The organism is Rhizobium sp. BG4, assembly GCF_016864575.1.
Taxonomy (GTDB): Bacteria; Pseudomonadota; Alphaproteobacteria; order Rhizobiales; family Rhizobiaceae; genus Rhizobium.
The window spans coordinates 600,994-623,763 of record NZ_CP044126.1; the positions used below are offsets into that span (position 1 = coordinate 600,994).

A 22,770-nucleotide genomic window follows, 5' to 3' on the forward strand; every position below is an offset into this window, starting at 1 on the left:
GGTTAGCGGGCGTCGGAAGGCACCGCTTTGATCTCTGTCAAATGCGCGCATTGGCCGCGCGCTATTGCGGCCTGCCGGTGAAGACATAGCCGACGCCGCGCACCGATTGGATCAGCGCCGGTTCCTTGGGGTCGGTTTCGATCTTCTTGCGCAGCCGGACGATCTGGGCGTCGATTGCCCGGTCGAAGGCTTCGAGATTGCGGTTTCTGGTCTGATCCATCAGCGTTTCGCGCGACAGAACCCGGCCGCGATTGCGCACAAAGACGAGCAGCATGTCGAATTCGCCCGTCGTCAGCGCCACGTCGTCCCCACCGGGAGAGGTCAGCCGCCGCCGGGCGACATCGAGCCGCCAGCCATCGAACTGCAGCACTTCCTCTTCGCCACCCGCCGGCCGAACGGTCTGATCGGCAGGCACGCGGCGCCGGAGCACGGTGCGCAGCCGCGCCAGCAGTTCGCGCAGGTGGAAGGGCTTGGCGATATAATCGTCGGCACCGATCTCAAGGCCGACCACCTTGTCGGTGACGTCGTCCTGACCGGTCAGCATCAGCACGGGCACATCGGATGTGGCGCGCAGCTCCTTCAGCAGCTCCAGCCCGTTCTCGCCATTGGGCAGGACGAGATCAAGGAAGATCGCGGCATAGCTGCCCTTGGCAAGCTCGGAGCGCATCGCGGCACCGTTGCCGACGGCGCTGACCCTGTATCCGTTATCCTCGAAATACCGAACGAGCATCTGCCTGATCCGGGCGTCGTCATCGACTACCAGAATGCGATCTGCTTCCATGTCACCCGTTCGTCCCGCTTCCATGCTTTCCATCAGAGATAACGCAGGTTTAGCGGCGGCGCTACCATGCGCGCGACAGCGATTGCGACCATGGACAGAAAAGGTTGCTTAGGCCGGCGGATTGGCATCGTCATCGGCAATCGCCCGCCAGGCGGCCCCTTCGAGATCCTCATACTGGCCGCTTTTCAGCGACCAGAGAAAAGCGGCAAGTCCGATGCCGCCCATGAAGAGCGCGATCGGGATCAGATAGATCAGCATGTTCATGCGGCTCGGGCCTCCGCCTGGGTAGCGGTAGGCGCGGGTCGCTCGTTTGCGGCAGCGCCCTTTCCGAAAGCGTTGAGCCGCAGCGCGTTGGAGACCACGATGATCGACGAGGTCGACATCGCCACCGCGGCGATCAGCGGTGTCGCCAGACCCGCAAGCGCGATCGGCACGGCCAGCACGTTATAGCCGATCGCCAGAGCGAAATTCTGGCGGATCAGCGCCGCCGACCGGCGGGCGACGGCGATCGCCACCGGCACGGCATCCAGCCGGTCGTTGAAGAACACCAGATCCGCCGCCTGCCGGCCGATATCGGAGGCGGTGGCCGGGGCCATCGAGACATGCGCAGCAGCAAGCGCCGGCGCGTCATTGATGCCATCACCGACCATGAAGACGCGGTGGCTGTTGCCATTCAGCGCCTGGCATTCCCCGACCTTTTCTCCCGGCGTCAGCCCTCCAAGCGCGCGTCCGATACCGAGCGCACGCGCCGTATTGTCGACGACGCTCTGCCGGTCGCCGGAGAGGATTGCCGTCGCGAACCCCGCCTCGCGGAGCTCAGCGACGGCTTCGGCTGCGCCCGGCCGCAGCGTGTCGTCGAAGAAGAAGCGGGCAATGGCCTGGCCATCCCTGGAGAAGACCACCTCGGAATAGGGACCTTCGTTTGAGAGCGATGCCTCGGCGCCGCCGCAGGCGAAGGCCTCGCTGCCAAGCCGGTAGAGCACACCCGCCTGGCGCGCTTCGAGGCCCCCGCCCGGGATTTCCATGATCTGCTCGAAGGCCGCGGCATCTGAAGTGCCGGTGCGTGCCAGGGCCTGCGACAGCGGGTGGCGTGAATGGCTCGCCAAGGCCGCCGCCCTAGCGATATCGGCCGGATCAGCGGCGTTGGCGGCAACGAGCCGCGGCCTGCCGATCGTCAGCGTACCCGTCTTGTCGAAAGCGATGGTGTCGATCTCGGCCAGACGCTCAAGCGCCGATCCATCCTTGACCATGATGCCGCGGCGGAAGAGTTCGCCGGCAGCCACGACCTGGACGACGGGAACGGCGAGACCGAGCGCGCAGGGGCAGGTGATGATCAGCACCGCGACGGCAACCAGCATCGCCTGTTTCCAGTCGCCGCCGATGAGGCCCCAACCAAGGAAGGACGCGAGCGCCAGGAGGTGGACGACCGGCGAATAGAGCGCGGCCGCGCGGTCGGCGATCCGCCGGTAGCGGGCGCGGCCGCCTTCGGCCGCTTCCATCAAGCCGATGATTTCGGCGAGCAGTGAATCCCGCGCAAGGCGCGTGGCGCGGACCGCCAGCGAGCCGGTGAGGTTCATCGAGCCGGAACTGACCGGCTGGCCGGTCCGAACCGCGACCGGGCTGCTCTCGCCCGTCACGATCGACAGGTCGAGATCGCTTTGACCGGACACGACAACACCGTCGACAGGGATACGGTCGCCTGCCGCAACGGCGATTTCGTCACCAACAGAAATTTCCTCGACCGCCACATAGCGGTGCGATCCATCCGGCTGGATCAGCAATGCGCCGCGCGGCGCGATCCGCGCCAGACCGTTGATCGCAGCCCGCGCCTTCTCGCGCATGACGTGATCCAGCGTCCGGCCGATCAGCAGGAAGAACAGCAGCGAAACCGTGGCGTCGAACCAGGCATGTTCGCCATGATGCATGGTCTCCCAGAGCGAGACGAAATAGGAGAGCGTGACCGCCAACGAGATCGGCACATCCATATTGGTGCGGCCATGCTTCAAAGCATTCCAGGCCGACTGGAAGAAGAAGCGGCCCGAATAGATCAGCGCCGGGGCGGCGATCATCGCCGAAATCCAGTGGAACATGTCGCGTGTTGCCGCGTCGGCGCCCGACCAGACGGATACCGAGAGCAGCATGATATTGGTTGCCGCAAAGCCCGCGACGCCGACGGCAAGCAGCAGCTGGTTGCGGGTCTTGTCACTCTCGGCCGCAAGCGGCGCGTAGAGATGCGCGCGGTATCCCGCGCCTGCGACCGCCGCGATGATCTGCGTGGGGTCGACAGCCCTGCCCCCGGCCTTTTCGGCATAGACGCAGGTGACGCGGCGCGCCGTCAGGTTGACGCGCGCCTTGCTGACGAAGGGCAGCGCCGTCAGCGCTTTCTCGATCGTCGAAATGCAGGCGCCGCAATGGACATCGGGCACGCTGAGATCGAGCTGGTGCAGCCCGCCGCCGAGCGGATGGCTGGCGAGCGCGATCTCCTCGGCACTGAAGGCCGTGGTGCTCATCGCCATCACCCCGTCGGCATCGATCGCGCAGCAGGTCATCGCACGAACTCCGCTGTGTCGAAGCGGATCGCCTCATGCATGACGAGGCTGCCGCCCTTCTTCGAAATGAACTCGACGATCCAATCCCCCGCCGGGACATGGCGATCGGTCTCGAAGGCGCCCTCGCCGCGATTGTCCAGCGCAACTGAAAAGTCCTCGTGGTCGCCGACCGGCCGCTTGAAATTGGCCGTGACGGTATCGACGGCGGCCGGCGATCCATCCGGATTGGCGATCCGGTAGATGAAGCGGTCATCCCTGAGCGAGATATGCCCTGCAATGCCCGAGGCGGTCATCGCCTTCATCTCTGCGGCGCGCTGATTGAACTCCTGGCTGGCAACATAGGTGTTCTCGACCACGAGCCCGCTCCAGCTCGACGACGCGAACCAGGCCATGGTGACATTGACACTGATGACCACTGCGAAGAACGAGGTGATGACGAGCAGCATGTGGCGGCCGGTGAAGCCTTGGACACGGGTGGTCATTGCGGATCTCCAGGGGCGTTGAATGCGGCGCGATAGGTTGCCCGGTCGGTGCCGCCGGGCTCCTCGATGGTGAAGAGGAACTCATCGACGGCAGCCGCCGTCGGCCTGCGGGTGATGAAGACCTTGACCGTCGTCGCCGCGTCCGGTGCCGCGTCGAGCGTGAAGCTGCGGGCGTCGTCCCTGCTGATTTCGGGGATGCGCATCGTGGCGCCGTCGAGACCCGACAGCGTCAGCGCGATCCGCCGCGGCTGCGGCACCATGTTGAGGATGCGGATCGTGTAGCCGTTGCGGATCGAGCCGTCGCTTTCCATGACGAATTGCGGATTGCGGTCGTGAACGACGTTGAGCTCCAGACGCCCGCGCATCGACAGGTGGACCAGCATGCCGATGCCGATCGCCGCCCAGACGGCGGCGTAGAAGACGACGCGGGGGCGGAAGATGATGCGCCAGTCGAAATGCCGGATGCCATCGATGAAGGAGCCGTCGGCATTGCGCACCTTGGCCGGCTGCACCGCGGTGCGGCCACTATCGGTGGCGATCGCCATATTGGCGGAATATTCGCTGAGCGTCGCATAGGCGATCAGGCCGCGCGGCTTTCCGATCTTGTCCATCACGCCATCGCAGGCGTCGATGCAGAGGGCGCAGGTGATGCACTCCATCTGCTGGCCATCGCGGATGTCGATGCCCATGGGACAGACAGCGACGCAGGCATTGCAATCGACGCAATCTCCGACCGCCAGACCATCCGCCTGCGCCTTCTTGCTGTGGCGCGAGCGCTGCTCGCCGCGCCAGTCGTTATAGGTCACGACCAGCGAATTCTCGTCCAGCATGGCGCCCTGGATGCGCGGCCAGGGGCACATGTAGGTACAGACCTGCTCGCGCAGCAGACCGCCAAAGACATAGGTGGTTGAGGCAAGGATGGCGACTGTCGCATAGGCGACAGCGGGCGCGGCACCGGTTGCCAGCGCGACAGCAAGAGACGGCGCATCGGCGAAATAGAAGATCCAGGCGCCGCCGGTAGCGACGCCGATCACCAGCCAGATCGAGTGTTTCAAGACACGCTTGCGGAGCTTGCCTAGGCTCCAGGGAGCGGCATCGAGCCTGATCCGGGCGTTGCGGTCGCCTTCGATGGCTCGCTCGACGACAAGGAAGAGATCGACCCAGACCGTCTGCGGACAGGCATAACCGCACCAGGCGCGGCCAACCGCCGACGTCACCAGGAACAGCCCGAACCCTGCCATGACGAGAAGGCCGGCGACGTAATAGAATTCCTGCGGCCAGATCTCGATGAAGAAGAAATAGAAGCGGCGCGAAGCGAGATCGACAAGGATTGCCTGATCGGGGGCATAAGGTCCGCGATCCCAGCGGATCCAGGGTGCCAGATAATAGATGCCGAGGGTGATCAGCATCACGATCCATTTGAAACGGCGGAACAGCCCCTCGGCGCGCTTCGGGAAAATCTTCTTGCGCGCCGCATAGAGCGGCTGACGGTTGCGCCGCGCATTCACGGGCTCGACATCGAGCCGCTCCACGCTCTTGGGATCGGGTGCGGTGAAAAGGTTCATAAGTAATGTCTTTCGCGTTCGATACGCCTGTTCTCCTCCTCGAACCACCAAGCGTCCTTGATAAAGATCAACAAGCTCGAGCGGTCGGCAGCCGCAAAAGGACGGGCCGCGCTTCGAGGCGAAGGCGCGGCCCGGAGGAACTGCGGGGGAGAAAACGCCGCTTGGGGTGTCCTCTCCTTTTTTCTAGCGGCTCGACGGCTCGTCATCCTTGAGGGAGGTCAAACTGACGATCGCGCTGCCGATCTTTTCCGGCTCGTCGCCCTTGCAGCCGGGCGGCAGGGATTTGGCGCGCACGGAAACACGGGAATGCACGACCGAGCGCGGCATGCCGTAAAGCCCGAGAAGCGGATTGTGCCCGTGCGCCGTCATGTCGCTCTCCTACTGACCGCCGCCGAGTGCGTGGACGAAGACCGTCAGTTCCTTGACCGTGGTATCGCCGAGACGCGCCGACCATGCCGGCATGACGCCGTGTTTCGGTGCGGTGACCTGCCGGATGATCGCCTCCTCGCCGCGGCCCTTCAGCCAGATCGCATCGGCGAGATCGGGTGCTCCCATCTCGGCCTTGCCCTTGGCATCTTCGCCATGGCAAGCGGCGCAATTGTCGAGGAAGATCTGCTTGCCGGCCTGAGCCAGCGACGGATCCGAAGGCGTATTCGTCAGACCCCAGACATAGGCCGCAACCTCCTTCGTCTGGTCCTTGTTGAGGATATCGCCGAAGGCCGGCATTTCCGAAACATGCGTGTCGGGATCTTCCTCGAAGCGGATCCCGTGGGCGATCGTCGTCTGGATCGATTGCAGATCACCGCCCCAGAGCCAGTCGTCGTCGTTCAGGTTCGGAAAGCCCGGACCGCCGCTGGCGCCCGATCCGTGACAGGGGGCGCAATTGACCTTGAAGGCCGAGGCGCCGCCGGCGATCGCGAATTCGCGCAGCGCCGGATCGGCATCGATCTCCTCGACGCTCTTTGCCGCGATCATCTCGTGGAACTTCGCCTGGCCGGCCTTGGCCTGATCGAGATCCTGCTGCAGTTCGGCGCGGCTGGAATAACCAAAGTAACCCTTCGTCGCCGAGGTGATCATCGGGATCGCCGGATAGACGACGACGTAACCGATCGCCCAGAGGATCGTCACGTAGAAGGTCAAGACCCACCATCGCGGCATCGGATTGTTCAGTTCGCGGATGCCGTCCCATTCGTGTCCTGTGGTTTCGACGCCGCTGATTTCATCAATATGTTTTTCCGACATCTCAATCATCCTTCAGGGGAATGTCAGCGGCCTCCCTGGCCGTCTTTTTGCTGCCGGGGCGGAGCGTGTAGACGACGGCGCCAATGAAGAACGCCGCCATCGCCAGAAGCCCCCAACTGTCGGCGAAGTGCCGCATTGCCGTGTATGTTTCCATGGGATCACCTCACCGGTAGCCGGTCGCATCGTCGTAGGTCGAGAAATCGACCAGCGTACCGAGCATCTGCAGATAGGCGACGAGAGCGTCCATTTCGGAGAGCTTCTGCGGGTCGCCGTCGAAATCGCCGACCTTGGCCTTCGGATAGCGCTGCAGCAGCGCCGAGGTGTCAGCGTTCGGATCGGCCTGCGCCTTCATGTCGGCTTCGGCATTGGCGATCATGTCGTCGCTATAGGGAACGCCGACATCCTCGTTGGCCTTGAGGTCCATGCCGATATCCTTGACCGTCACCGGCTCCTCTTTGAGGAAGGCGTATTTCGGCATGATCGATTCCGGCACCACGGCTCTCGGATCGGAGAGGTGCTGGACGTGCCACTCGTTCGAATAGCGGCCGCCGACGCGCGCCAGGTCCGGCCCGGTGCGCTTCGAGCCCCACTGGAACGGATGGTCGTACATGGATTCCGCCGCCAGCGAGTAGTGGCCGTAGCGCTCCACCTCGTCGCGGAACGGCCGGATCATCTGGCTGTGACAGAGATAGCAGCCCTCGCGGATATAGATGTTGCGTCCCGCAAGCTCGAGCGGCGTGTAGGGGCGCATGCCCTCCACCTTCTCGATGGTGTTCTGAAGGTAGAAGAGCGGCGCGATCTCCACGATGCCGCCGATCGAGACGACGAGCAGCGAGCCGACGAGAAGCAGGGTCGCGTTCTTTTCGAGGATCTTATGTTTGTCCAGTATCGATGCCATGTCTCACCTCACTCGGCAGGCTGTGCCTGGGGCACGTAAGCGGTCGGAATTGCGGCTTCGTCGCGCAGGCGTCCGCGGATGGTCATGAAGACGTTCCAGGCCATCACCAGGCCACCGGCCAGGTAGAGCACGCCACCCAGCGTGCGCAGCACGTAGTAGGGGAACATCGCCGAGACGGTTTCTGCGAAGGAGTAAACGAGGAAGCCCTGCGAATTGTATTCGCGCCACATCAGACCCTGCTGGATGCCGGCGACCCACAGAACGGCGGCGTAGACGACGATGCCGAGCGTGGCGAGCCAGAAGTGCCAGTTGACCATTCTGAGGCTGTAGAGACGTTCGCGGCCCCAGAGCTTCGGCGTCAGGTAATAGATGGCACCGAAGGTGATCATGCCGACCCAGCCGAGCGCACCCGAATGCACGTGGCCGATGGTCCATTCCGTATAGTGGCTGAGCGAATTGACCGTCTTGACCGACATCATCGGTCCCTCGAAGGTCGACATGCCGTAAAAGGCGATGGCGACGATCATCATGCGGATGATCGGATCAGTGCGGATCTTGTCCCAGGCGCCCGAAAGCGTCATCAGGCCGTTGATCATGCCACCCCAGGACGGCATCCAGAGCATGATCGAGAAGACCATGCCGAGCGTCTGCGCCCAGTCGGGCAGCGCCGTATAATGAAGGTGATGCGGACCGGCCCAGATATACATGAAGATCAGGGCCCAGAAGTGAATGATCGACAGGCGGTAGGAATAGACCGGGCGGTTGGCCTGCTTCGGAACGAAGTAATACATCATGCCCAGGAAGCCGGCCGTCAGGAAGAAACCGACGGCATTATGCCCGTACCACCACTGCGTCAGCGCGTCCTGAACGCCCGAGAAGACCGAATAGCTCTTCGAACCCAGAAACGAGACCGGCATCGCCAGATTGTTGACGACATGCAGCATGGCGATGGTTACGATGAAGCCGAGATAGAACCAGTTCGCCACATAGATGTGCGGCTCCTTGCGCCTGAGGATCGTGCCCAGGAAGACGGCGAGATAGGCGACCCAGACGATCGTCAGCCAGACATCGACATACCATTCCGGCTCCGCATATTCGCGCGCCTGGGTAATGCCGAGAACGTAGCCTGTCGCCGCCATGACGATGAAGAGCTGGTAACCCCAGAACACGAACCAGGCGAGACTGCCGCCGAAGAGACGGGCATGGCAGGTGCGCTGCACGACATAGAAGGAGGTCATGATCAGCGCATTGCCGCCGAAGGCGAAGACGACGGCCGAGGTGTGAACCGGGCGCAGCCGGCCGAAATTCAGGTAGGGTGCCAGATTGAGATCGGGACAGGCGAGCTGCGCGGCGATGATGACGCCGACGAGAAAGCCGACGACACCCCAGAAGACGGTGGCGATCAGGCCGTAGCGGATGACCTCGTCGAAATAGCCTGAAGGCTCGACCTTGGGCACCCGGCCCGCCGGCGAGAAATCGACGCGCCGCAGCAGGATGACGGTCCCGGCAAAGAGGCAGAGACACAGGATGCCCATATGGACGGCGAAGAGGTGGTCGTGGGCGAAGGCGGCTCCCAGCAAGGCCAGGAAGGCTGCCACCGCGACCAGCACGGTCTCGGTTGAATAGTTCATGATGTCGTCCCCAGTGCGCAGCCGGCCGCATCAGGGCCGACTCTCTCGTACTTTCAGGGAAGGACTGTCACGGCGACGTGAGCGGCTCCTTGATCTACGTCAATGAGCCCAGGCAGCGGCGATCCGGCGGATCGGCTGTTACCAACTGTTACACAGTCTCACCATTTGAAACGCTGCGCTCATCGCTGTGTGACTGAGCGCCTTTCTATTGTCCCCATTGCAGAACGAGGGGACTTCGCAATGCTGATGCAGAACCAACAGGCCTTTGAGCATGCCGAGACGGCAACCAACGCGGCGAAGCTCGGACATTCGCTCGCTTCGCTCTTCGATCTCTCGCCGATCGAGACCGTGCCGGCCGGCAAGGCTCTCTGCTGGGAAGGCGATGCGGCAAAGCATCTCTTTCAGGTGGTCGAAGGTGTGGTCCGCCTGCAGCGCATCATCGGCGAAGGCCGCCGCGTCATCACCGCCTTCCACTTTGCCGCCGACCTGATCGGTGCCTTCCTGCAGGGCGATTTCCTGTTCACGGCGGAAGCCGTCACCGATTGCCGGATCCGCCGCGTCGCCCGCAAGACCTTCCAGGAGAATGTTGCGAAATGTGATGCGCTGCGCCCGGAATATATCGCGCTTCTCTGTCATGAGACGGCGGCCGCCCACGAGCAGATGGTGCTCCTGTCGAAGAAGAATGCCGAGGAGCGGCTCTGCAGCTTCATCGTCGAGCTGGCGCGCCGGCCCGGCGGCCAGCCGCGCCAGGGACTGCTGCGCGTGCCGATGAACCGCCAGGATATCGCCGACTATCTCGGCCTGACGATCGAGACCGTATCGCGCACCATCACCAAGCTTTCCTCGCGCGGTGTCATCGCCCCGGAGGGGCGCCACGACCTGCGGATCGTCAGCATGGGCAAGCTTGTTCAGCTTTCGGGTAATGCTGATGATTTTACGGAGAAAAGCTGCCATAGGGTCAGTGTTCACTGATCGCGCAGGAGCGCCCATGCCTCACCGGCTCATTTCGCCCAGAACCGCATCGCCACAGGAGCTGGACGCGCTTGTGCATGTGCTCGATGGAGCCGATATCATCGTTCACCGGCTCGAGGGCACGATCACCCATTGGTCGATCGGCTGCGAGAACATGTATGGCTGGGCGCGCGAGGAAGCCGTCGGCGAGATGGTCGATGCGCTGCTCGCGACGCAATATCCCGAACCGGTCGAGACCATCCGCGCCCATCTCAAATCCCGCGGTTTCTGGCAGGGCGAGATCATCCACCGCCACAAGAGCGGCCACGATATTCACGTCGCGACGCGCTGCGTTCTCGTCAACCTCTCGGACGGCGACCCGGCCGTCATTCAGGCCAATAGCGACATCAGCGCGCTGAAGAAGGCCGAGGAGGCCGTGCGTTCGCGCGAGGCACATCTGAGCTCGATCCTCGACACCGTGCCCGATGCTATGGTCGTCATCGACCAGAAGGGCAGCGTGCTCTCCTTCAGCAAGGCAGCCGAGCAGCTGTTCGGCATGACCTCCGACAAGATCTGCGGCAGAAATGTCAGCGATCTCATGCCCTCGCCCTATCGCAGCGCCCATGACGGCTATATCGGCCGCTATCTGGAAACCGGCGAGAAGCGCATCATCGGCTACGGCCGCGTCGTCACCGGCCAGCGCGCCGACGGCTCGCAATTTCCGATGGAGCTGCATGTCGGCGAAGCCACAGCCAATGGCGAGCGCATCTTCACCGGTTTCGTGCGTGATCTGACGAGCCGCTTCCGCATCGAAGAAGACCTTCGCCAGGCCCAGAAGATGGAAGCCGTGGGCCAGCTCACCGGCGGCCTCGCCCATGATTTCAACAATCTCCTGACCGTTATCAGCGGCAATCTCGAAATGATCGAGGACAAGCTGCAGCCGGGTCCGCTGCGCGACATGCTGCGCGAGGCCCAGGATGCGGCGACTGATGGCGCCAAGCTCACCGGCCAGCTGCTCGCCTTCGGACGGCGCCAGCCGCTGAACCCGAAACATGCCGATCTCGGCCAGCTGCTCTCAGGCTTTTCGGATCTGCTGCGCCGTACGCTCGGCGAGGACATCAAGCTCTCGACCGTGCTCTCGGGCTCGGACTTCAATGTGCTGGTCGATAGTTCACAGCTGCAGAATGCGGTCCTCAACATCGCGCTCAATGCCCGCGACGCCATGCCGAAGGGCGGCAGCCTGACGACCGAGATCTCGCGCGTGCATCTCGATGCCGATTACGCCAAGATGTTTCCCGAGGTCCGAAGCGGCAATTTCGTGCTGATCACGATGACCGATACCGGGTCGGGCATGACCGACGAGGTGAAGAAGCGAGCGATCGAACCGTTCTTCACCACCAAGGAAGTTGGCTCCGGGACCGGCCTCGGCCTCAGCATGGTTTATGGCTTCGTCAAGCAATCGGGCGGCCACCTGCAGATCTACAGCGAGGCAGACCGCGGCACGACGATCCGCATCTATCTCCCGGCGCTCACCGGCCCGAAGCCGAGCGCTCTGGAGCAGGAAGGCGCGGCCAGCGAAAGCCCGCTTCCCGGCGGCGACGAGCAGATCCTCGTCGTCGAGGACGATATCCGCGTCCGCCGCGTCGCCGTCGCGCGACTGGCCACCATGGGATACCGCGTGCTTGAAGCCGACAACGGCAGGCAGGCTCTGGAAATCCTGAGGGAAAGCCCGGAAGTCGCCCTGCTCTTCACCGACATCGTCATGCCGGGCGGCATGACCGGCGACGAAGTGGCGCGTGAGGCGCGGGAACTGCGCCCCGATATCGCGGTACTATTCACGTCGGGCTATTCCGAACCGGCGCTTGCCGCCAACGACACGATTTCCGGTGCCCGGTGGCTGCGCAAGCCCTACACGGCGCGCGAACTCGCGGCCCAGATTCGTGAGCTGCTCGACGCCGATTAAACGGCGAGCGATCCCTCCAGTTTGACCGGCATCAAAGAGCATCGCCCTCCCTCGTCCTAGAACTGTTTCCGCGGCCGGATGGCCGCGCAAACAGGAGACGTCAGATGAATTTGAAATACGGTCTGATCGCGGCAACATGCGCCATGCTCGCATCGGCTGCGCCGCTGATGGCGGCCGATCACCAGGTCCAGATGCTCAACAAGGGCACCGACGGCGCAATGGTCTTCGAGCCCGATTTCATCAAGATCGCGCCCGGCGACACCGTGACCTTCGTTCCGACCGACAAGAGCCACAACGTCGAGACCTTCAAGGGCCTGATCCCGGATGGCGCGGCGGAATTCAAGTCGAAGCCGAGCGAGCAGTTCCAGGTAAAGTTCGACATCCCCGGCGCCTATGTCGTCAAATGCACGCCACACTTTGCGATGGGCATGGTGGCGCTGATTCAGGTCGGCGACAACCCGGCCAATCTCGACACCATCAAGGCCGCCAAGGTTCCGAACCTCGCGCGCAAGCGTCTCGATGGCGAGCTGGCCAGATTGGCTCAATAACACTGACGATTTGAGGTATGCGGGCTGCAATCTTTGGATGCAGCTCGCCGCCGGCTCCCGGCGATATATGTTGCCTAGCTAATATTTTGTGACATGCTCGATGGAAGTCCCGTTCGATGTTGGGTTCCATGGGTGGAAGAGCGGCCGAGGACACCATGACGGTGTCCGTTCATCGCAAGTCTGCAGCCTGTTACACGCCACCCATGCCTGTCGGCAGCGGTCTTGGCGCGGCAAAAACCAATGGCGAACTTCCTGGCAGGCATCTGATCGCCGACTTCAGCGGCGCCAGACGGCTCGGCGACGTCGCGCATATCGAAGCGGCTTTCCGGGCGGCCGTAAAGGCCGCGGGTGCGACCCTGCTCGGCATGAACTTTCACGTCTTCGATTCTGGCGGCGGCGTGACAGGAACCGTCTCGCTCGCCGAAAGCCACATGTCCATCCACACCTGGCCCGAACATGCCTATGCGGCACTCGATATCTTCATGTGCGGTGCCTGTGATCCGCTGAATGCCTTGCCGACGCTGGTCGAGGCGCTCTCCCCCGCCCTGGTGGAATTGCGCCAGATCATTCGCGCGGAGGCGGCGGATCTCTGATGGCGATGGTCATAGCCGACGATCCGGAAAAGAGCGCGATTGAGGCACTGCCGTCGGTATCGCGTCCCTATCCCCTGCCGGAATTGCCGCCGGACCGTGTCTTCGTGGAAGGGCTGGATACGAGCGTGCCGCCGAGGAGCGGCAGTGTCTTCGTTCTTGAGGACGCCGATATCTTCGACGAGTACCATTACCGCGCCCAATCCATCGTCTGCTCCTTTAGAACGCCGTTTCAGAACGTGACGATCGCCGATACCTACAGTTTCGGCCGCGCCCTGTTCCTCGACGGCGCCATCCAGAGTGCCGAGGACGATGAGGCGCTCTATCATGAAATGCTCGTGCATCCGGCCATGCTGATGCATGACAATCCGAGCCACGTCCTGATCATCGGCGGCGGTGAGGGCGCGACATTGCGCGAGGTGCTTGCCTATCGCGATGTCACGCGCGCCGTGATGGTCGATATCGACCGCGACGTCGTCGATTGCTGTCGCGAACATCTCGGCACCTGGAACTACGGCGCCTTCACCGATCCACGCGCCGAGCTGCACTACCGCGACGGCCGTGAATACGTGGAAACCACCGACGAGCTCTTCGACGTCATCATCATCGACGTCGTGGACATGCTGGACAATGGCCCGGCCCAGCACCTCTATACCAAGGAATTCTACCGGTCCCTGCGCGGCTGTCTGCGCGATGGCGGTATCCTGGTGGTGCAGGCGCTCGAATTCTCGTCCTGCAATTACAAGGGCCATACGGCGCTGCGCCGAACCCTTGAAACGGCCTTTACGAAGGTCAGCAGCTATCAGGTGCCGATTCCTTCCTTCCTGGCCATGTGGGGCTTCCTTCTCGCCTCCGACTGGCTTGATGCCGAAGAGGAGAGTGCTACCCGCCTCGATCAGCTGATCGACACGAGGCTCGGCGATGATTGGCTCGATCACGCGACGGGCGCCTTCATCATGTCCCGCTTCTGCTTCGACAAGGAGACCGATTTTCTGCTCGGCATCGGTGGACCCGTGCTTGAGGACGGCATCGCTTTCATACCGCCTCCCGACGTCCACATGGTCGATGACGGGATGCGCCAGCTTCCCGCGCTGACGGACGAATAGCCGATGACGGCAAACGGCGCCCAGCATTGCCGGCTTTTCCTGCTTCCAGCCGGCGAAGCCGGCCGCGCCGGCGCGGCCCTCCTCTGCAGCCTCTCCTATCCGCGTGCGGTATCGCTGCATGCGCTGATCGCGCCGCTGGAAGGCGAAGCCGTCCCCGTCTTTCAGCCCGCCGATGCCGAACAGCTTGATGTCGTCTTGCTGCCGAGCGGCTCGCAAACGTCCTTCGCTTTGCAGGAGTCGGCAGCGGACTGGCTTCGGAACGCCGTTGTGCAGGGGCGCTTCGAAAACCTGTCCGCCGACCTGAAGCTCCGCCAGGGGCAGATCAGCATCCGCGGCCAGCAGGTCGTCATCCAGTCTGCACCGGAGCTCTTCAGGGATATGCTTGCAGGCGTCGGCGCATTCGGCTGGCTGTGGCTGAACATCGAAGATACCGAGCGTGCGGTCGAGACGGCCTGGGATCAGCAACACGATGATGCCGAACTCCTCGAGCGCTCCTCGTACAGCCGCAGGATCAGCCGCAGCCTGGCCGCCAAGGTGGCCGAAACGGCACGCCTGCGGCAGTGGTTCCTGAAGAGCACGCTGCTTCTGGAGCGCGGCGATCGCGGCCTGCCGCCAGCCTCGCGCCGCAGCTTCTTCGAGCTTTGCCAGCAGATGGATTTCGGGCGGCGGCTCCAGCTGATCGGCGAGGTGATCGAGGCGCGAGAGACACTCTACGGGACTGCGGCCGAGCGCAGTTTCGAATACCGGCTGTTCTTCGTATCATGCATCATCGAGGCGGCCATCCTGGCCGGCATCCTGATCGAAATCGCAATCATGCTCTACGATCTCTGAGGAGGGAAAGATGAGGTTTGGATTGTTCCTGGCCGCGATGGCGGCCACAGCAGCATCGGCACTGGCCCAGGACGCATTTCTCACCGGGGCGCAGATCAAGGCCGCCTTCGCCGGCAAGACGGTATCGGGAACGGAAGATGGCTCGGCCTATCAGGAAAAGCTCCTTGCCAACGGCTCCATTCAGGGGCGATCCAATCTCGACGGAAGCTATACCGGCGAATGGGAAGTCGATGGCAATGAGATCTGCTTCTATTACGACGATGATGATGACGACGAAGACGATGATTGCTCTCGGGTCGTGCTGAAGGGCGCCAGCGTCATATTCGTCGACGATGACGGCTCCCGTTCAAGGGCGACCCTGCGCTAGAGGCCCGCAATTATCCACTGCCGGGTCCATGTCACGCCGATGTCACGCGACGGCTGCGGGGCGTTGTGGTTAGCTTCTTTTCGAGGGGCTGGGGGCCGCTCATTTCAAGGGCTTCGCCGGTGTTCCAGTAGCGAAGTCCCTGTTCAAGAGACCCGCCGGATACGGCGGGTCTTTCAGCATATGGAGGGGCCAGACGTGACCAAGCTGCACATTTCGTTCGGCATAGCTTTCCTCGTGGCGCTGACATCGATGATCATCTCGCTGACAAGCTCGCCTTTGCCGTTCTAAGCACCACCGAAAACGAAAATGGCACGGATCTCTCCGTGCCATCCAGATCTGCGAAACGGTTGCCGCTCAGTGGTTGTCGCGCGGCACGCCCTTGGTCTGGGCGATGCGCTGATACTTGACCGCGGGTTCGAGAACGGCACCGGTTTCCAGCTGGCCGACGACGGCGCGCTGGATTTCCTGCCACGGCGTCTGGTGGTCCGGATAGCGGTAGCCGCCATCCGCCTTCAGCGCGGCGTGGCGCTCGGCCAGTTCGCTCTCGGAAATCAGGATATCGGCGCGTCCGCGGCCGACGTCGATGCGCACCTTGTCGCCGGTCTTCAGAACTGCGAGACCGCCGCCGGCGGCCGCTTCCGGCGAAGCGTTGAGGATCGACGGGCTGCCCGATGTGCCGGACTGGCGACCATCACCGATGCAGGGCAGCGACGACACGCCCTGCTTCAGAAGATAATCCGGCGCACGCATGTTGACGACCTCAGCCGCGCCCGGATAGCCGATAGGACCGGCGCCACGCATGAAGAGGATCGTGTGCGCATCGATCGAAAGCGACGGATCGTCGATGCGCTTGTGATAATCCTCCGGACCATCGAAGACCACGGCGCGGCCTTCGAAGGCTTCCGGATCGCTCGGGTTCGAGAGGTAGCGGTCGCGGAACTCCGGCGAGATGACGCTGGTCTTCATGATCGCCGAGGAGAACAGGTTGCCGCGCAGCACGCGGAAACCGGCGCGCGGCTTCAGCGGTGCGTCGAAGCGGCGGATGACCTTCTCGTCCTGAATCGACTGCCCGCGACAGTTCTCGCCGATCGACTTGCCGTTGACCGTCAGCGCCTCTTCCTGGATGAGGCCCTGCCCCATCAGCTCGTTGACCACGGCAGGCACGCCACCCGCATGATAATAGTCTTCGCCGAGATATTCGCCGGCCGGCTGCAGGTTGACAAGCAGCGGCACCTCTTCGCCATAGGTCTGCCAGTCATCGACGGTCAGCTCGACGCCGATGTGGCGGGCCAGGGCGTTGAGATGGATCGGCGCATTGGTCGAGCCGCCGATTGCCGAGTTGACGCGGATGGCGTTGATAAAGGCATCCTTGGTGAGAATATCCGACGGCTTCAGGTCTTCGCGGACCATGTCGACGATGCGCAGGCCGGTGCGATAGGAAATTTCCTGGCGGTCGCGATAGGGCGCCGGAATGGCGGCCGAGCCCGGCAGCTGCATGCCGAGCGCCTCGGCAAGCGAGTTCATCGTCGTCGCCGTGCCCATCGTGTTGCAATAACCGGTGGACGGCGCCGAGGACGCGACGAGTTTCACGAAGCCCTGGTAGTCGATCTCGCCCTTGGCGAGCAGCTCGCGGGCCTTCCAGACGATGGTGCCCGAGCCGGTGCGCTCGCCGCGGAACCAGCCATTCAACATCGGGCCGACCGAAAGCGCGATCGCCGGAATGTTGACGGTGGCCGCCGCCATCAGACAGGCCGGCGTGGTCTTGTCGCAGCCGATCGTCAGCACCACGCCATCGAGCGGATAGCCGTAGAGCACTTCGACGAGGCCGAGATAGGCAAGGTTGCGGTCGAGACCGGCGGTCGGGCGCTTCCCAGTTTCCTGGATCGGATGAACCGGGAATTCGATGGCGATGCCGCCGGCTTCGCGGATGCCCTCGCGCAGGCGGTTGGCGAGCTCCAGATGGTGGCGGTTGCAGGGCGAGAGATCCGATCCCGTCTGGGCAATGCCGATGATCGGCTTGTCGGACTGCAGCTCTTCCTGGCTGAGGCCGAAATTCATGTAGCGCTCGAGATAGAGCGCCGTCATGTCGGCATTGTCAGGATTGTCGAACCAGGCGCGGGAACGAAGGCGGGGCTTGCTGTCGTGTTGGGTCATCGCACTATCCACGTTGTTTATTGACATGCAAATATCCTAAGGCAGAGAGATTGTATAATACCGTTCTCCTATTCTGACTTAGGAAAAGCGAATATCAGAGGCCATGATGACACGTCTCGATGCCTTCAAGTTAAAGCATTTGCGCATGCTCGTCGCGCTGGAAGAGCATGGGAAGGTGGGCAGGGTCGCGGCGATGTTCGGCCTGTCGCAGCCATCGCTGTCGCGCACACTGTTCGAGCTCGAATCGCTTGCCGGATACCGGCTGTTCGACCGGCATAATCGCGGCACGACGCTGACCGCCGAGGGCAAGGTGCTGGCGCGCTATGCCCGGACGCTGCTGTCGGAAGCGGCGCGCGCCGAATATGACATGAAGGTCATCGCGTCGGGCAAGCGCGGCAGCGTCAGCATCGGCACGGTTATGACCCCGGCCTCGGATGTCATCGTCCCGGCGCTGAACGATGCGCAAGCGGAGTATCAGGATCTCGACATCAACATCTCGCATGGCAGCAGCGATGCGCTGCTGGCGCAGCTCAATGCCGGAAGCCTCGACTTCGCGATCTGCCGCCTGCCCGAAAACGCCAACCGGGCGATGTTCGATTATGAGCCGATCGGCGAGGAAACCTTTCGCATCGTCGTGGCGGCGAACCATCCGCTGGCGAAGAAATCGGCGGTCGAGGAAACAGATCTCGAAGGCCTCGACTGGGTGCTGCAGCCTGAGGGTTCCTACCTCCGGGATGTGATCGACGATTACCACCGCACGCATGTCATCGTGCCCCGCAGCGTGATTTCCACCTCATCGGTGCTGATGACCATCCTGCTCGTCAGAAGCGGCGGCCGCGTCGGCATGTTCGCGACGACGGTGGCGGAAATGCTCGATCAGCATCACCTGCTGAAGGCTCTGCCGCTGAATGCCCGGATCGACATACCGGGCTTCGGTCTGGTGCAGCTGAAGGGCAAGGAGTTGTCGCCTCAGGCCAAAGGTGTGCTGGAGGCGTTGCGGCAGAAGGCGAGTGAGCGGAAGACGTGGGTTTGAGAGGGAGTGTCTTCGCCCGGAGCCTCCTAGAAAAACCGCCCCAAAGTACGCGCCGTCGAGATATCGTTGACCACCCGGCGAACGCCGCGGACGCTGGCCACAGTCGCACCCGCCGCCTCCCGCGTGCCGGAACTGCCCAACCGGCCCTTGAGCGTGACGACGCCGCTCGCGACGGTCGCCCTCACTGCCTCGTGGCTCAGGCCGAGTTCCAGCTGCAGTCGGTTGCGGACGGCGACTGAGAGGGCGTCGTCACCGATCGGGATGATATCATTGACGAACATCGCAGCAGCCTCCGGTTCTCACTGACGGCATCCTCTGCCCGGCTGCCGTCACTTGCCTTGACCTAGATCAACCGATGCGCGGCATTCACGTTCGTGTCAGTTTCGTCAGGCACGGAGAGGAGCCAACAGCCGGGAGCCGTTCATGCCGAAGACAAGCTATTCCCTCACCCAGCGCATCCTTCATTGGAGCATGGCGCTGCTGATCTTCTTCAATCTGCTGTTCCCTGACGGCATGAACCGCTGGCACCACCTGCATAGGAGCGGCCAGCCGATATCACCCGACGATATCGCCGGCGCCAATATCCACGCCTATATCGGCATCCTGATCCTGGTGCTCGCGGCACTTCGCCTGATCGTGCGGGCGCTCTCCGGCGCCCCGGCCGAAGCCGAGGGATCACCGGCCGTGCTGCATCTCGTGGCGCGGGCAACCCACGCCGCGCTCTATCTGCTGCTCTTCGCCATGCCGCTGTCCGGCATTGCCGCCTATTACTTCGGGATCGACAGCCTCGGCTCGCTGCATGGCGGCCCGGTCAAGATGCTGCTCTGGGTGCTGATCTCGCTGCATGTGCTCGGCGCCTTCGCCCAGCACTTTTATTGGCGGACGAACGCGCTGCGCCGCATGACGATCGGCTGAAACAGGTCAGACGCCGTCGGCCTCGAGTTCCCGGTGCCGGACCGGCCGTTGCTCCGCCTTCGCCGCAGCCATACGGATATCGCAGAGCATCTGCCGTTCCAGCTTGATCTGCCGGCGCATCGGGCCGGAAAACAGCCGCAGTGCCTGACCGACGGCACCGGGCGAAAGCTGGCTGCGTCCCGCCGCAAGTCCCGTCAACGCCGCGATTGCCTGCTGTGCCGCATCGAGCTCGGCCGCGCGGCAGGCGGCGCGCAATTCCCGGAGGTTTGCGATTTCGGCTGCCTTGGCGATCAAGGGCAGCGCGGAGCAGATCAGCCGCTCTTCCAGCCGATGGGTTTCTGCCAGCAGCGGCCCGAGTTCGCGGGCCATCGTCGCGCAGAGCGCATTGTCGACATGGCACGGCAGGAAGTCGGCGATCGCCTCCAGAAAATCGCACCAGGAGAGGAGTTTCGTATGACACGCCTCCAGTTCCTCAAGCCCGCCCGGCATCACATCAGTCATCGCTACCCCCGATCAGAACGGCCGGGCAATGCCACGGCCTCCCGTCGGCGATAGACGCAGATGCGAGACCTTTCCTTGAGAGAGATCAACAAGCAAGGATTTGTTGGGCGGGATTACTTCGCCTTGAAGTCGACGAGCAGCGACTTGAGCTCGATTTCGCGCACGCGGCGCGCGGCCTCTTCGGGCTCGACCCAGGCAAGCACGCGCTGGCCACGCTCCTTGAAATCATCGACCTGTTCGAGAACCTCGACCGGATAGATATCGACGATGCAGGGGGCGACGTCGCCGTTGTCGAGCCATTTCAAATAGGTGTAGCGGCCGATCGGTTTCTTGCCGACAGTGCCGCGAACGCCCGCCTCTTCCCACGCTTCCGTGGCGGCGGCCTCGTAGGGCTTCTTTTTCTTCATCGGCCAGCCCTTGGGGATAACCCAGCGGCCGCTCGCGCGCGAAGTCAGGATCAGCACTTCGATGCCGTTAGGCCCGCGACGGAAACAGAGCGCGCCATATTGCTGCTTGAAGGCGCCGGTAAACAGCTTGTCGGGCTTGGCGGCCAACTGCTGCAGCAGCGTCTTCGGCCTTTCCGGTGGCGGCTTGCGCTCTTTCTTCTTGGGCACCATCAGCAGCGGCTGGTTCAGCCATTCGCCGCGATGCGCATATGAAGAGATAAAGTTCATGCCTGCTCCGCCGGAACGACTCAGCCGCCCGCTTCTCCGCCGCCTATGCGGCACCGGGACAAATTGCAGCCCAAGAGCAAAAGGGCAAGTGCGACCTGCAGACACTATGAGATTTTGATACCGGAGCCTCCCACCACGAATGGAATGCTTAGGCGCTTGGGTCCATCTCTGGCGCAGCATGTCCGGCGGCGCCAATCGGCACGCCTGCACCCGATCACAAGACTGAAAATGGAAATGACGATGCGCCTGCAACAGCGGCCGTTCACGGTCGAGATCAAGAAGAAACGCCCGCTTGCAAAGCCGGCACCCGCCCTGCCCGTATCGAACATCAAGCAGGGGAAGCCAGCGTAATGGTCAGCCGCAGCCTACCGCACGAATATTTCGTTCTAACGCCTGCGCAGAAGACGGGGCCTGTTATCGGCCATCTCGACGGTCGGCCGATCGCTGCGGCGGTCATCGACAGGGATGGCGGGCGCTACCGTTTCGTCGGCATTGCCGCTCGCGATCGCCGTGGCCGACTCGACGTGACGGCGCTAAAGCCGGGCGAATGGATCGTCACTCCCGATCTCGTCTATGCCGAAGCGGCCTAGCTACGCCGCCTTGCTATACGTGCGGCCGGGCGCGCCGAAATAGGCATCGAAGGCGGATGCCACGGCGCGGACCATGAAGCGGGCGTCCCCGGAAACGGAGAGGCGCCCGTCCGACAAGCTCGCGACGCCATCTCGGAGCAATTGCTCCAGCCGCTCGTTGCGCTCGGTCAGGAAAGCGTGGTCATAGCCGGCCGTTTCGCAGAGACCGGCGATATCGACCTGGAAATCGCACATCAGCCGCTCGATCACCTTTGCGCGCAGCTTGTCTTCGTCGCTCAGCCGATAACCTTTGGCGGTCGGCAGGATGCCGGAAGCGATGCGCTCGCCATAGCGGCCAAGCGGCACCTCGTTTTGCACATAGCCGCCGGGAAGCCGCCCGATCGATGAGGCGCCGAGACCGATCAAGGTCTCGCAGTCGTCGGTCGTATAACCCTGAAAATTGCGGCGCAACGTTCCCGATGCAGCAGCGACGGCCAATTGGTCGTGCGGCAGGGCGAAGTGATCGAGGCCGATCTGGACATAGCCGGCCTCAACCAGCGCCTCGGCGATCGCTTCCGCCTGGGCGTTGCGCTGCGGCGCATCCGGCAGCACCGCCTCGTCGATCAGCCGCTGATGCTTCTTGAACGACGGCACGTGCGCATAGCCGAATACCGCGAGGCGCTCGGGGCGGAGTTCGACAGCCATCTTCACCGTCTCAAGACAGGAGGCGACCGTCTGATGCGGCAGCCCGTAGATCAGGTCGAAATTGATGCTCTCGGTCCCGTTTGCGCGCAGGCCCTCGACTGCCGCCCTGGTCTGCTCGACGGTCTGGATGCGGTTGATCGCGTGCTGCACCGCCGGATCGAAACTTTGGACGCCGAGGCTGGCGCGATCGACGCCGTTTTCGCCGAGCGCGGCGACCATTTCCGCGGTGAGCGTCCGCGGATCGATCTCGATGGCGACGCTGCTTCCCGCCTCGAAGCGGAAGGCGCTGCGCAGCTTCTTCATCAACGCCGCGAAGGCATCCGGACGGATGATCGTCGGTGTGCCGCCACCGAAATGAACGTTCTTGACCCCAAGCCCGTTACCGGCCGCCTCCGACACCAGTTCGATCTCCTCGGCGAGGAGGTCGAGATAGTCAGCCACCGGGCCGTCCTGGCGGGTCACCGACGTATGGCAGCCGCAATACCAGCACATTGCCCGGCAGAACGGGATGTGCAGGTAAAGCGACACGGGATCCGATGGGCTGAGCGCCGCCAGTCCGGCCGCATAATCCTCTGGCCCGACAGCGGCTGAAAAGGCGGGCGCGGTCGGGTAGCTGGTGTAGCGCGGCAGGCGGGCTTCGCCATATTTGGCGACAAGGGCGTTGGACATCGTGGCTTCCTTCACAAGCAATCCCGCCCTTATGGCGCCCCGGCGA

Annotated in this window: 25 protein-coding genes; 10 read left to right on the plus strand and 15 right to left on the minus strand. The window is 63.1% G+C overall.

All coding sequences use genetic code 11. From position 1 onward, the window contains the following. Window positions 1-61 precede the first annotated feature (61 nt). From F2982_RS22905 to ccoN, 10 genes are all read right to left on the minus strand, one after another. Window positions 62-781, minus strand: a complete 720-nt coding sequence (locus F2982_RS22905) for a response regulator (RefSeq protein ID WP_199625344.1) — start codon at window positions 779-781, stop codon at window positions 62-64. A gap of 108 nt (window positions 782-889) precedes the next feature. Further along, complete coding sequence (gene ccoS / locus F2982_RS22910; RefSeq protein ID WP_112712143.1) at window positions 890-1,045, minus strand: cbb3-type cytochrome oxidase assembly protein CcoS; 156 nt, start codon at window positions 1,043-1,045, stop codon at window positions 890-892. Beyond that, window positions 1,042-3,330 (minus strand): cation-translocating P-type ATPase, encoded by a 2,289-nt coding sequence (locus tag F2982_RS22915; protein WP_203431014.1) that lies wholly within the window; start codon window positions 3,328-3,330, stop codon window positions 1,042-1,044. The genes ccoS and F2982_RS22915 overlap by 4 nt, the downstream gene beginning before the upstream one ends. Next, complete coding sequence (locus F2982_RS22920; protein ID WP_203431015.1) at window positions 3,327-3,812, minus strand: FixH family protein; 486 nt, start codon at window positions 3,810-3,812, stop codon at window positions 3,327-3,329. Before F2982_RS22920 ends, F2982_RS22915 begins: the two co-directional genes overlap by 4 nt. Then, window positions 3,809-5,377, minus strand: a complete 1,569-nt coding sequence (ccoG, locus tag F2982_RS22925) for a cytochrome c oxidase accessory protein CcoG (RefSeq protein ID WP_203431016.1) — start codon at window positions 5,375-5,377, stop codon at window positions 3,809-3,811. The genes F2982_RS22920 and ccoG overlap by 4 nt, the downstream gene beginning before the upstream one ends. Window positions 5,378-5,560: 183 nt before the next feature. Beyond that, window positions 5,561-5,746 carry a hypothetical protein gene (locus F2982_RS22930; protein ID WP_203431017.1) on the minus strand — a complete coding sequence of 62 codons (186 nt, stop codon included), beginning with the start codon at window positions 5,744-5,746 and terminating at the stop codon, window positions 5,561-5,563. A gap of 9 nt (window positions 5,747-5,755) precedes the next feature. After that, on the minus strand, window positions 5,756-6,619 hold the full coding sequence (ccoP, locus tag F2982_RS22935) for a cytochrome-c oxidase, cbb3-type subunit III (protein WP_203431018.1): 864 nt from the start codon (window positions 6,617-6,619) through the stop codon (window positions 5,756-5,758). A 1-nt stretch (window position 6,620) separates the two neighbouring features. Beyond that, the gene (locus F2982_RS22940; RefSeq protein ID WP_203431019.1) at window positions 6,621-6,773 is read right to left on the minus strand and encodes a cbb3-type cytochrome c oxidase subunit 3; all 153 of its coding nucleotides are present in this window, start codon (window positions 6,771-6,773) and stop codon (window positions 6,621-6,623) included. 9 nt (window positions 6,774-6,782) lie between these two features. Next, window positions 6,783-7,517 (minus strand): cytochrome-c oxidase, cbb3-type subunit II, encoded by a 735-nt coding sequence (gene ccoO, locus F2982_RS22945; protein ID WP_130283685.1) that lies wholly within the window; start codon window positions 7,515-7,517, stop codon window positions 6,783-6,785. An 8-nt stretch (window positions 7,518-7,525) separates the two neighbouring features. Continuing rightward, the gene (gene ccoN / locus F2982_RS22950; protein ID WP_203431020.1) at window positions 7,526-9,148 is read right to left on the minus strand and encodes a cytochrome-c oxidase, cbb3-type subunit I; all 1,623 of its coding nucleotides are present in this window, start codon (window positions 9,146-9,148) and stop codon (window positions 7,526-7,528) included. Window positions 9,149-9,388: 240 nt separating this feature from the next. Between ccoN and F2982_RS22955 the strand changes: the two genes are divergently transcribed. The 7 genes from F2982_RS22955 to F2982_RS22985 all read left to right on the plus strand — a co-directional run bounded on the left by F2982_RS22955 (window position 9,389) and on the right by F2982_RS22985 (window position 15,504). Further along, window positions 9,389-10,120 carry a helix-turn-helix domain-containing protein gene (locus F2982_RS22955; protein WP_203431021.1) on the plus strand — a complete coding sequence of 244 codons (732 nt, stop codon included), beginning with the start codon at window positions 9,389-9,391 and terminating at the stop codon, window positions 10,118-10,120. Window positions 10,121-10,136: 16 nt separating this feature from the next. Then, window positions 10,137-12,062, plus strand: coding sequence for a PAS domain S-box protein (locus tag F2982_RS22960; protein ID WP_203431022.1), 1,926 nt, complete (start codon window positions 10,137-10,139; stop codon window positions 12,060-12,062). 104 nt (window positions 12,063-12,166) lie between these two features. Continuing rightward, window positions 12,167-12,610: a pseudoazurin gene (locus tag F2982_RS22965; RefSeq protein ID WP_203431023.1), complete on the plus strand. Its 444-nt coding sequence runs from the start codon at window positions 12,167-12,169 to the stop codon at window positions 12,608-12,610. Window positions 12,611-12,765: 155 nt separating this feature from the next. Beyond that, entirely contained in the window at window positions 12,766-13,203 is a 438-nt protein-coding gene (speD, locus tag F2982_RS22970) for an adenosylmethionine decarboxylase (RefSeq protein WP_348652526.1), read from the plus strand. Next, window positions 13,203-14,306, plus strand: a complete 1,104-nt coding sequence (locus F2982_RS22975; protein WP_203431024.1) for a fused MFS/spermidine synthase — start codon at window positions 13,203-13,205, stop codon at window positions 14,304-14,306. The genes speD and F2982_RS22975 overlap by 1 nt, the downstream gene beginning before the upstream one ends. Window positions 14,307-14,309: 3 nt before the next feature. After that, the gene (locus tag F2982_RS22980) at window positions 14,310-15,137 is read left to right on the plus strand and encodes a hypothetical protein (protein ID WP_203431025.1); all 828 of its coding nucleotides are present in this window, start codon (window positions 14,310-14,312) and stop codon (window positions 15,135-15,137) included. A gap of 10 nt (window positions 15,138-15,147) precedes the next feature. After that, window positions 15,148-15,504: a hypothetical protein gene (locus tag F2982_RS22985; protein ID WP_148194662.1), complete on the plus strand. Its 357-nt coding sequence runs from the start codon at window positions 15,148-15,150 to the stop codon at window positions 15,502-15,504. Window positions 15,505-15,858: 354 nt separating this feature from the next. Here the strand turns inward: F2982_RS22985 and F2982_RS22990 are convergent, their stop codons facing one another. Then, window positions 15,859-17,658: an IlvD/Edd family dehydratase gene (locus F2982_RS22990; RefSeq protein WP_203431026.1), complete on the minus strand. Its 1,800-nt coding sequence runs from the start codon at window positions 17,656-17,658 to the stop codon at window positions 15,859-15,861. Between the two features lie 103 nt (window positions 17,659-17,761). On the opposite strand from F2982_RS22990, the gene F2982_RS22995 reads away from it, so the two are divergent. Beyond that, window positions 17,762-18,691, plus strand: a complete 930-nt coding sequence (locus tag F2982_RS22995) for a LysR family transcriptional regulator (protein WP_246777642.1) — start codon at window positions 17,762-17,764, stop codon at window positions 18,689-18,691. 26 nt (window positions 18,692-18,717) lie between these two features. Here F2982_RS22995 and F2982_RS23000 read toward each other — a convergent pair whose 3' ends face one another. Next, window positions 18,718-18,972, minus strand: a complete 255-nt coding sequence (locus tag F2982_RS23000) for a BON domain-containing protein (RefSeq protein WP_203431027.1) — start codon at window positions 18,970-18,972, stop codon at window positions 18,718-18,720. Window positions 18,973-19,114: 142 nt separating this feature from the next. Between F2982_RS23000 and F2982_RS23005 the strand changes: the two genes are divergently transcribed. Then, window positions 19,115-19,606: a cytochrome b/b6 domain-containing protein gene (locus F2982_RS23005; protein WP_203431028.1), complete on the plus strand. Its 492-nt coding sequence runs from the start codon at window positions 19,115-19,117 to the stop codon at window positions 19,604-19,606. 6 nt (window positions 19,607-19,612) lie between these two features. Here F2982_RS23005 and F2982_RS23010 read toward each other — a convergent pair whose 3' ends face one another. Both F2982_RS23010 and F2982_RS23015 read right to left on the minus strand, forming a co-directional pair. Next, the gene (locus tag F2982_RS23010) at window positions 19,613-20,107 is read right to left on the minus strand and encodes a hypothetical protein (protein WP_112712179.1); all 495 of its coding nucleotides are present in this window, start codon (window positions 20,105-20,107) and stop codon (window positions 19,613-19,615) included. A gap of 113 nt (window positions 20,108-20,220) precedes the next feature. After that, window positions 20,221-20,724, minus strand: coding sequence for an NUDIX hydrolase (locus F2982_RS23015; protein ID WP_199625879.1), 504 nt, complete (start codon window positions 20,722-20,724; stop codon window positions 20,221-20,223). Window positions 20,725-21,131: 407 nt separating this feature from the next. Here F2982_RS23015 and F2982_RS23020 point away from each other — a divergent pair, with 407 nt between their 5' ends. Continuing rightward, window positions 21,132-21,371 carry a hypothetical protein gene (locus tag F2982_RS23020; protein WP_203431029.1) on the plus strand — a complete coding sequence of 80 codons (240 nt, stop codon included), beginning with the start codon at window positions 21,132-21,134 and terminating at the stop codon, window positions 21,369-21,371. Here the strand turns inward: F2982_RS23020 and hemN are convergent, their stop codons facing one another. Continuing rightward, window positions 21,372-22,724, minus strand: coding sequence for an oxygen-independent coproporphyrinogen III oxidase (hemN, locus tag F2982_RS23025; RefSeq protein WP_203431030.1), 1,353 nt, complete (start codon window positions 22,722-22,724; stop codon window positions 21,372-21,374). Window positions 22,725-22,770: the final 46 nt, after the last annotated feature.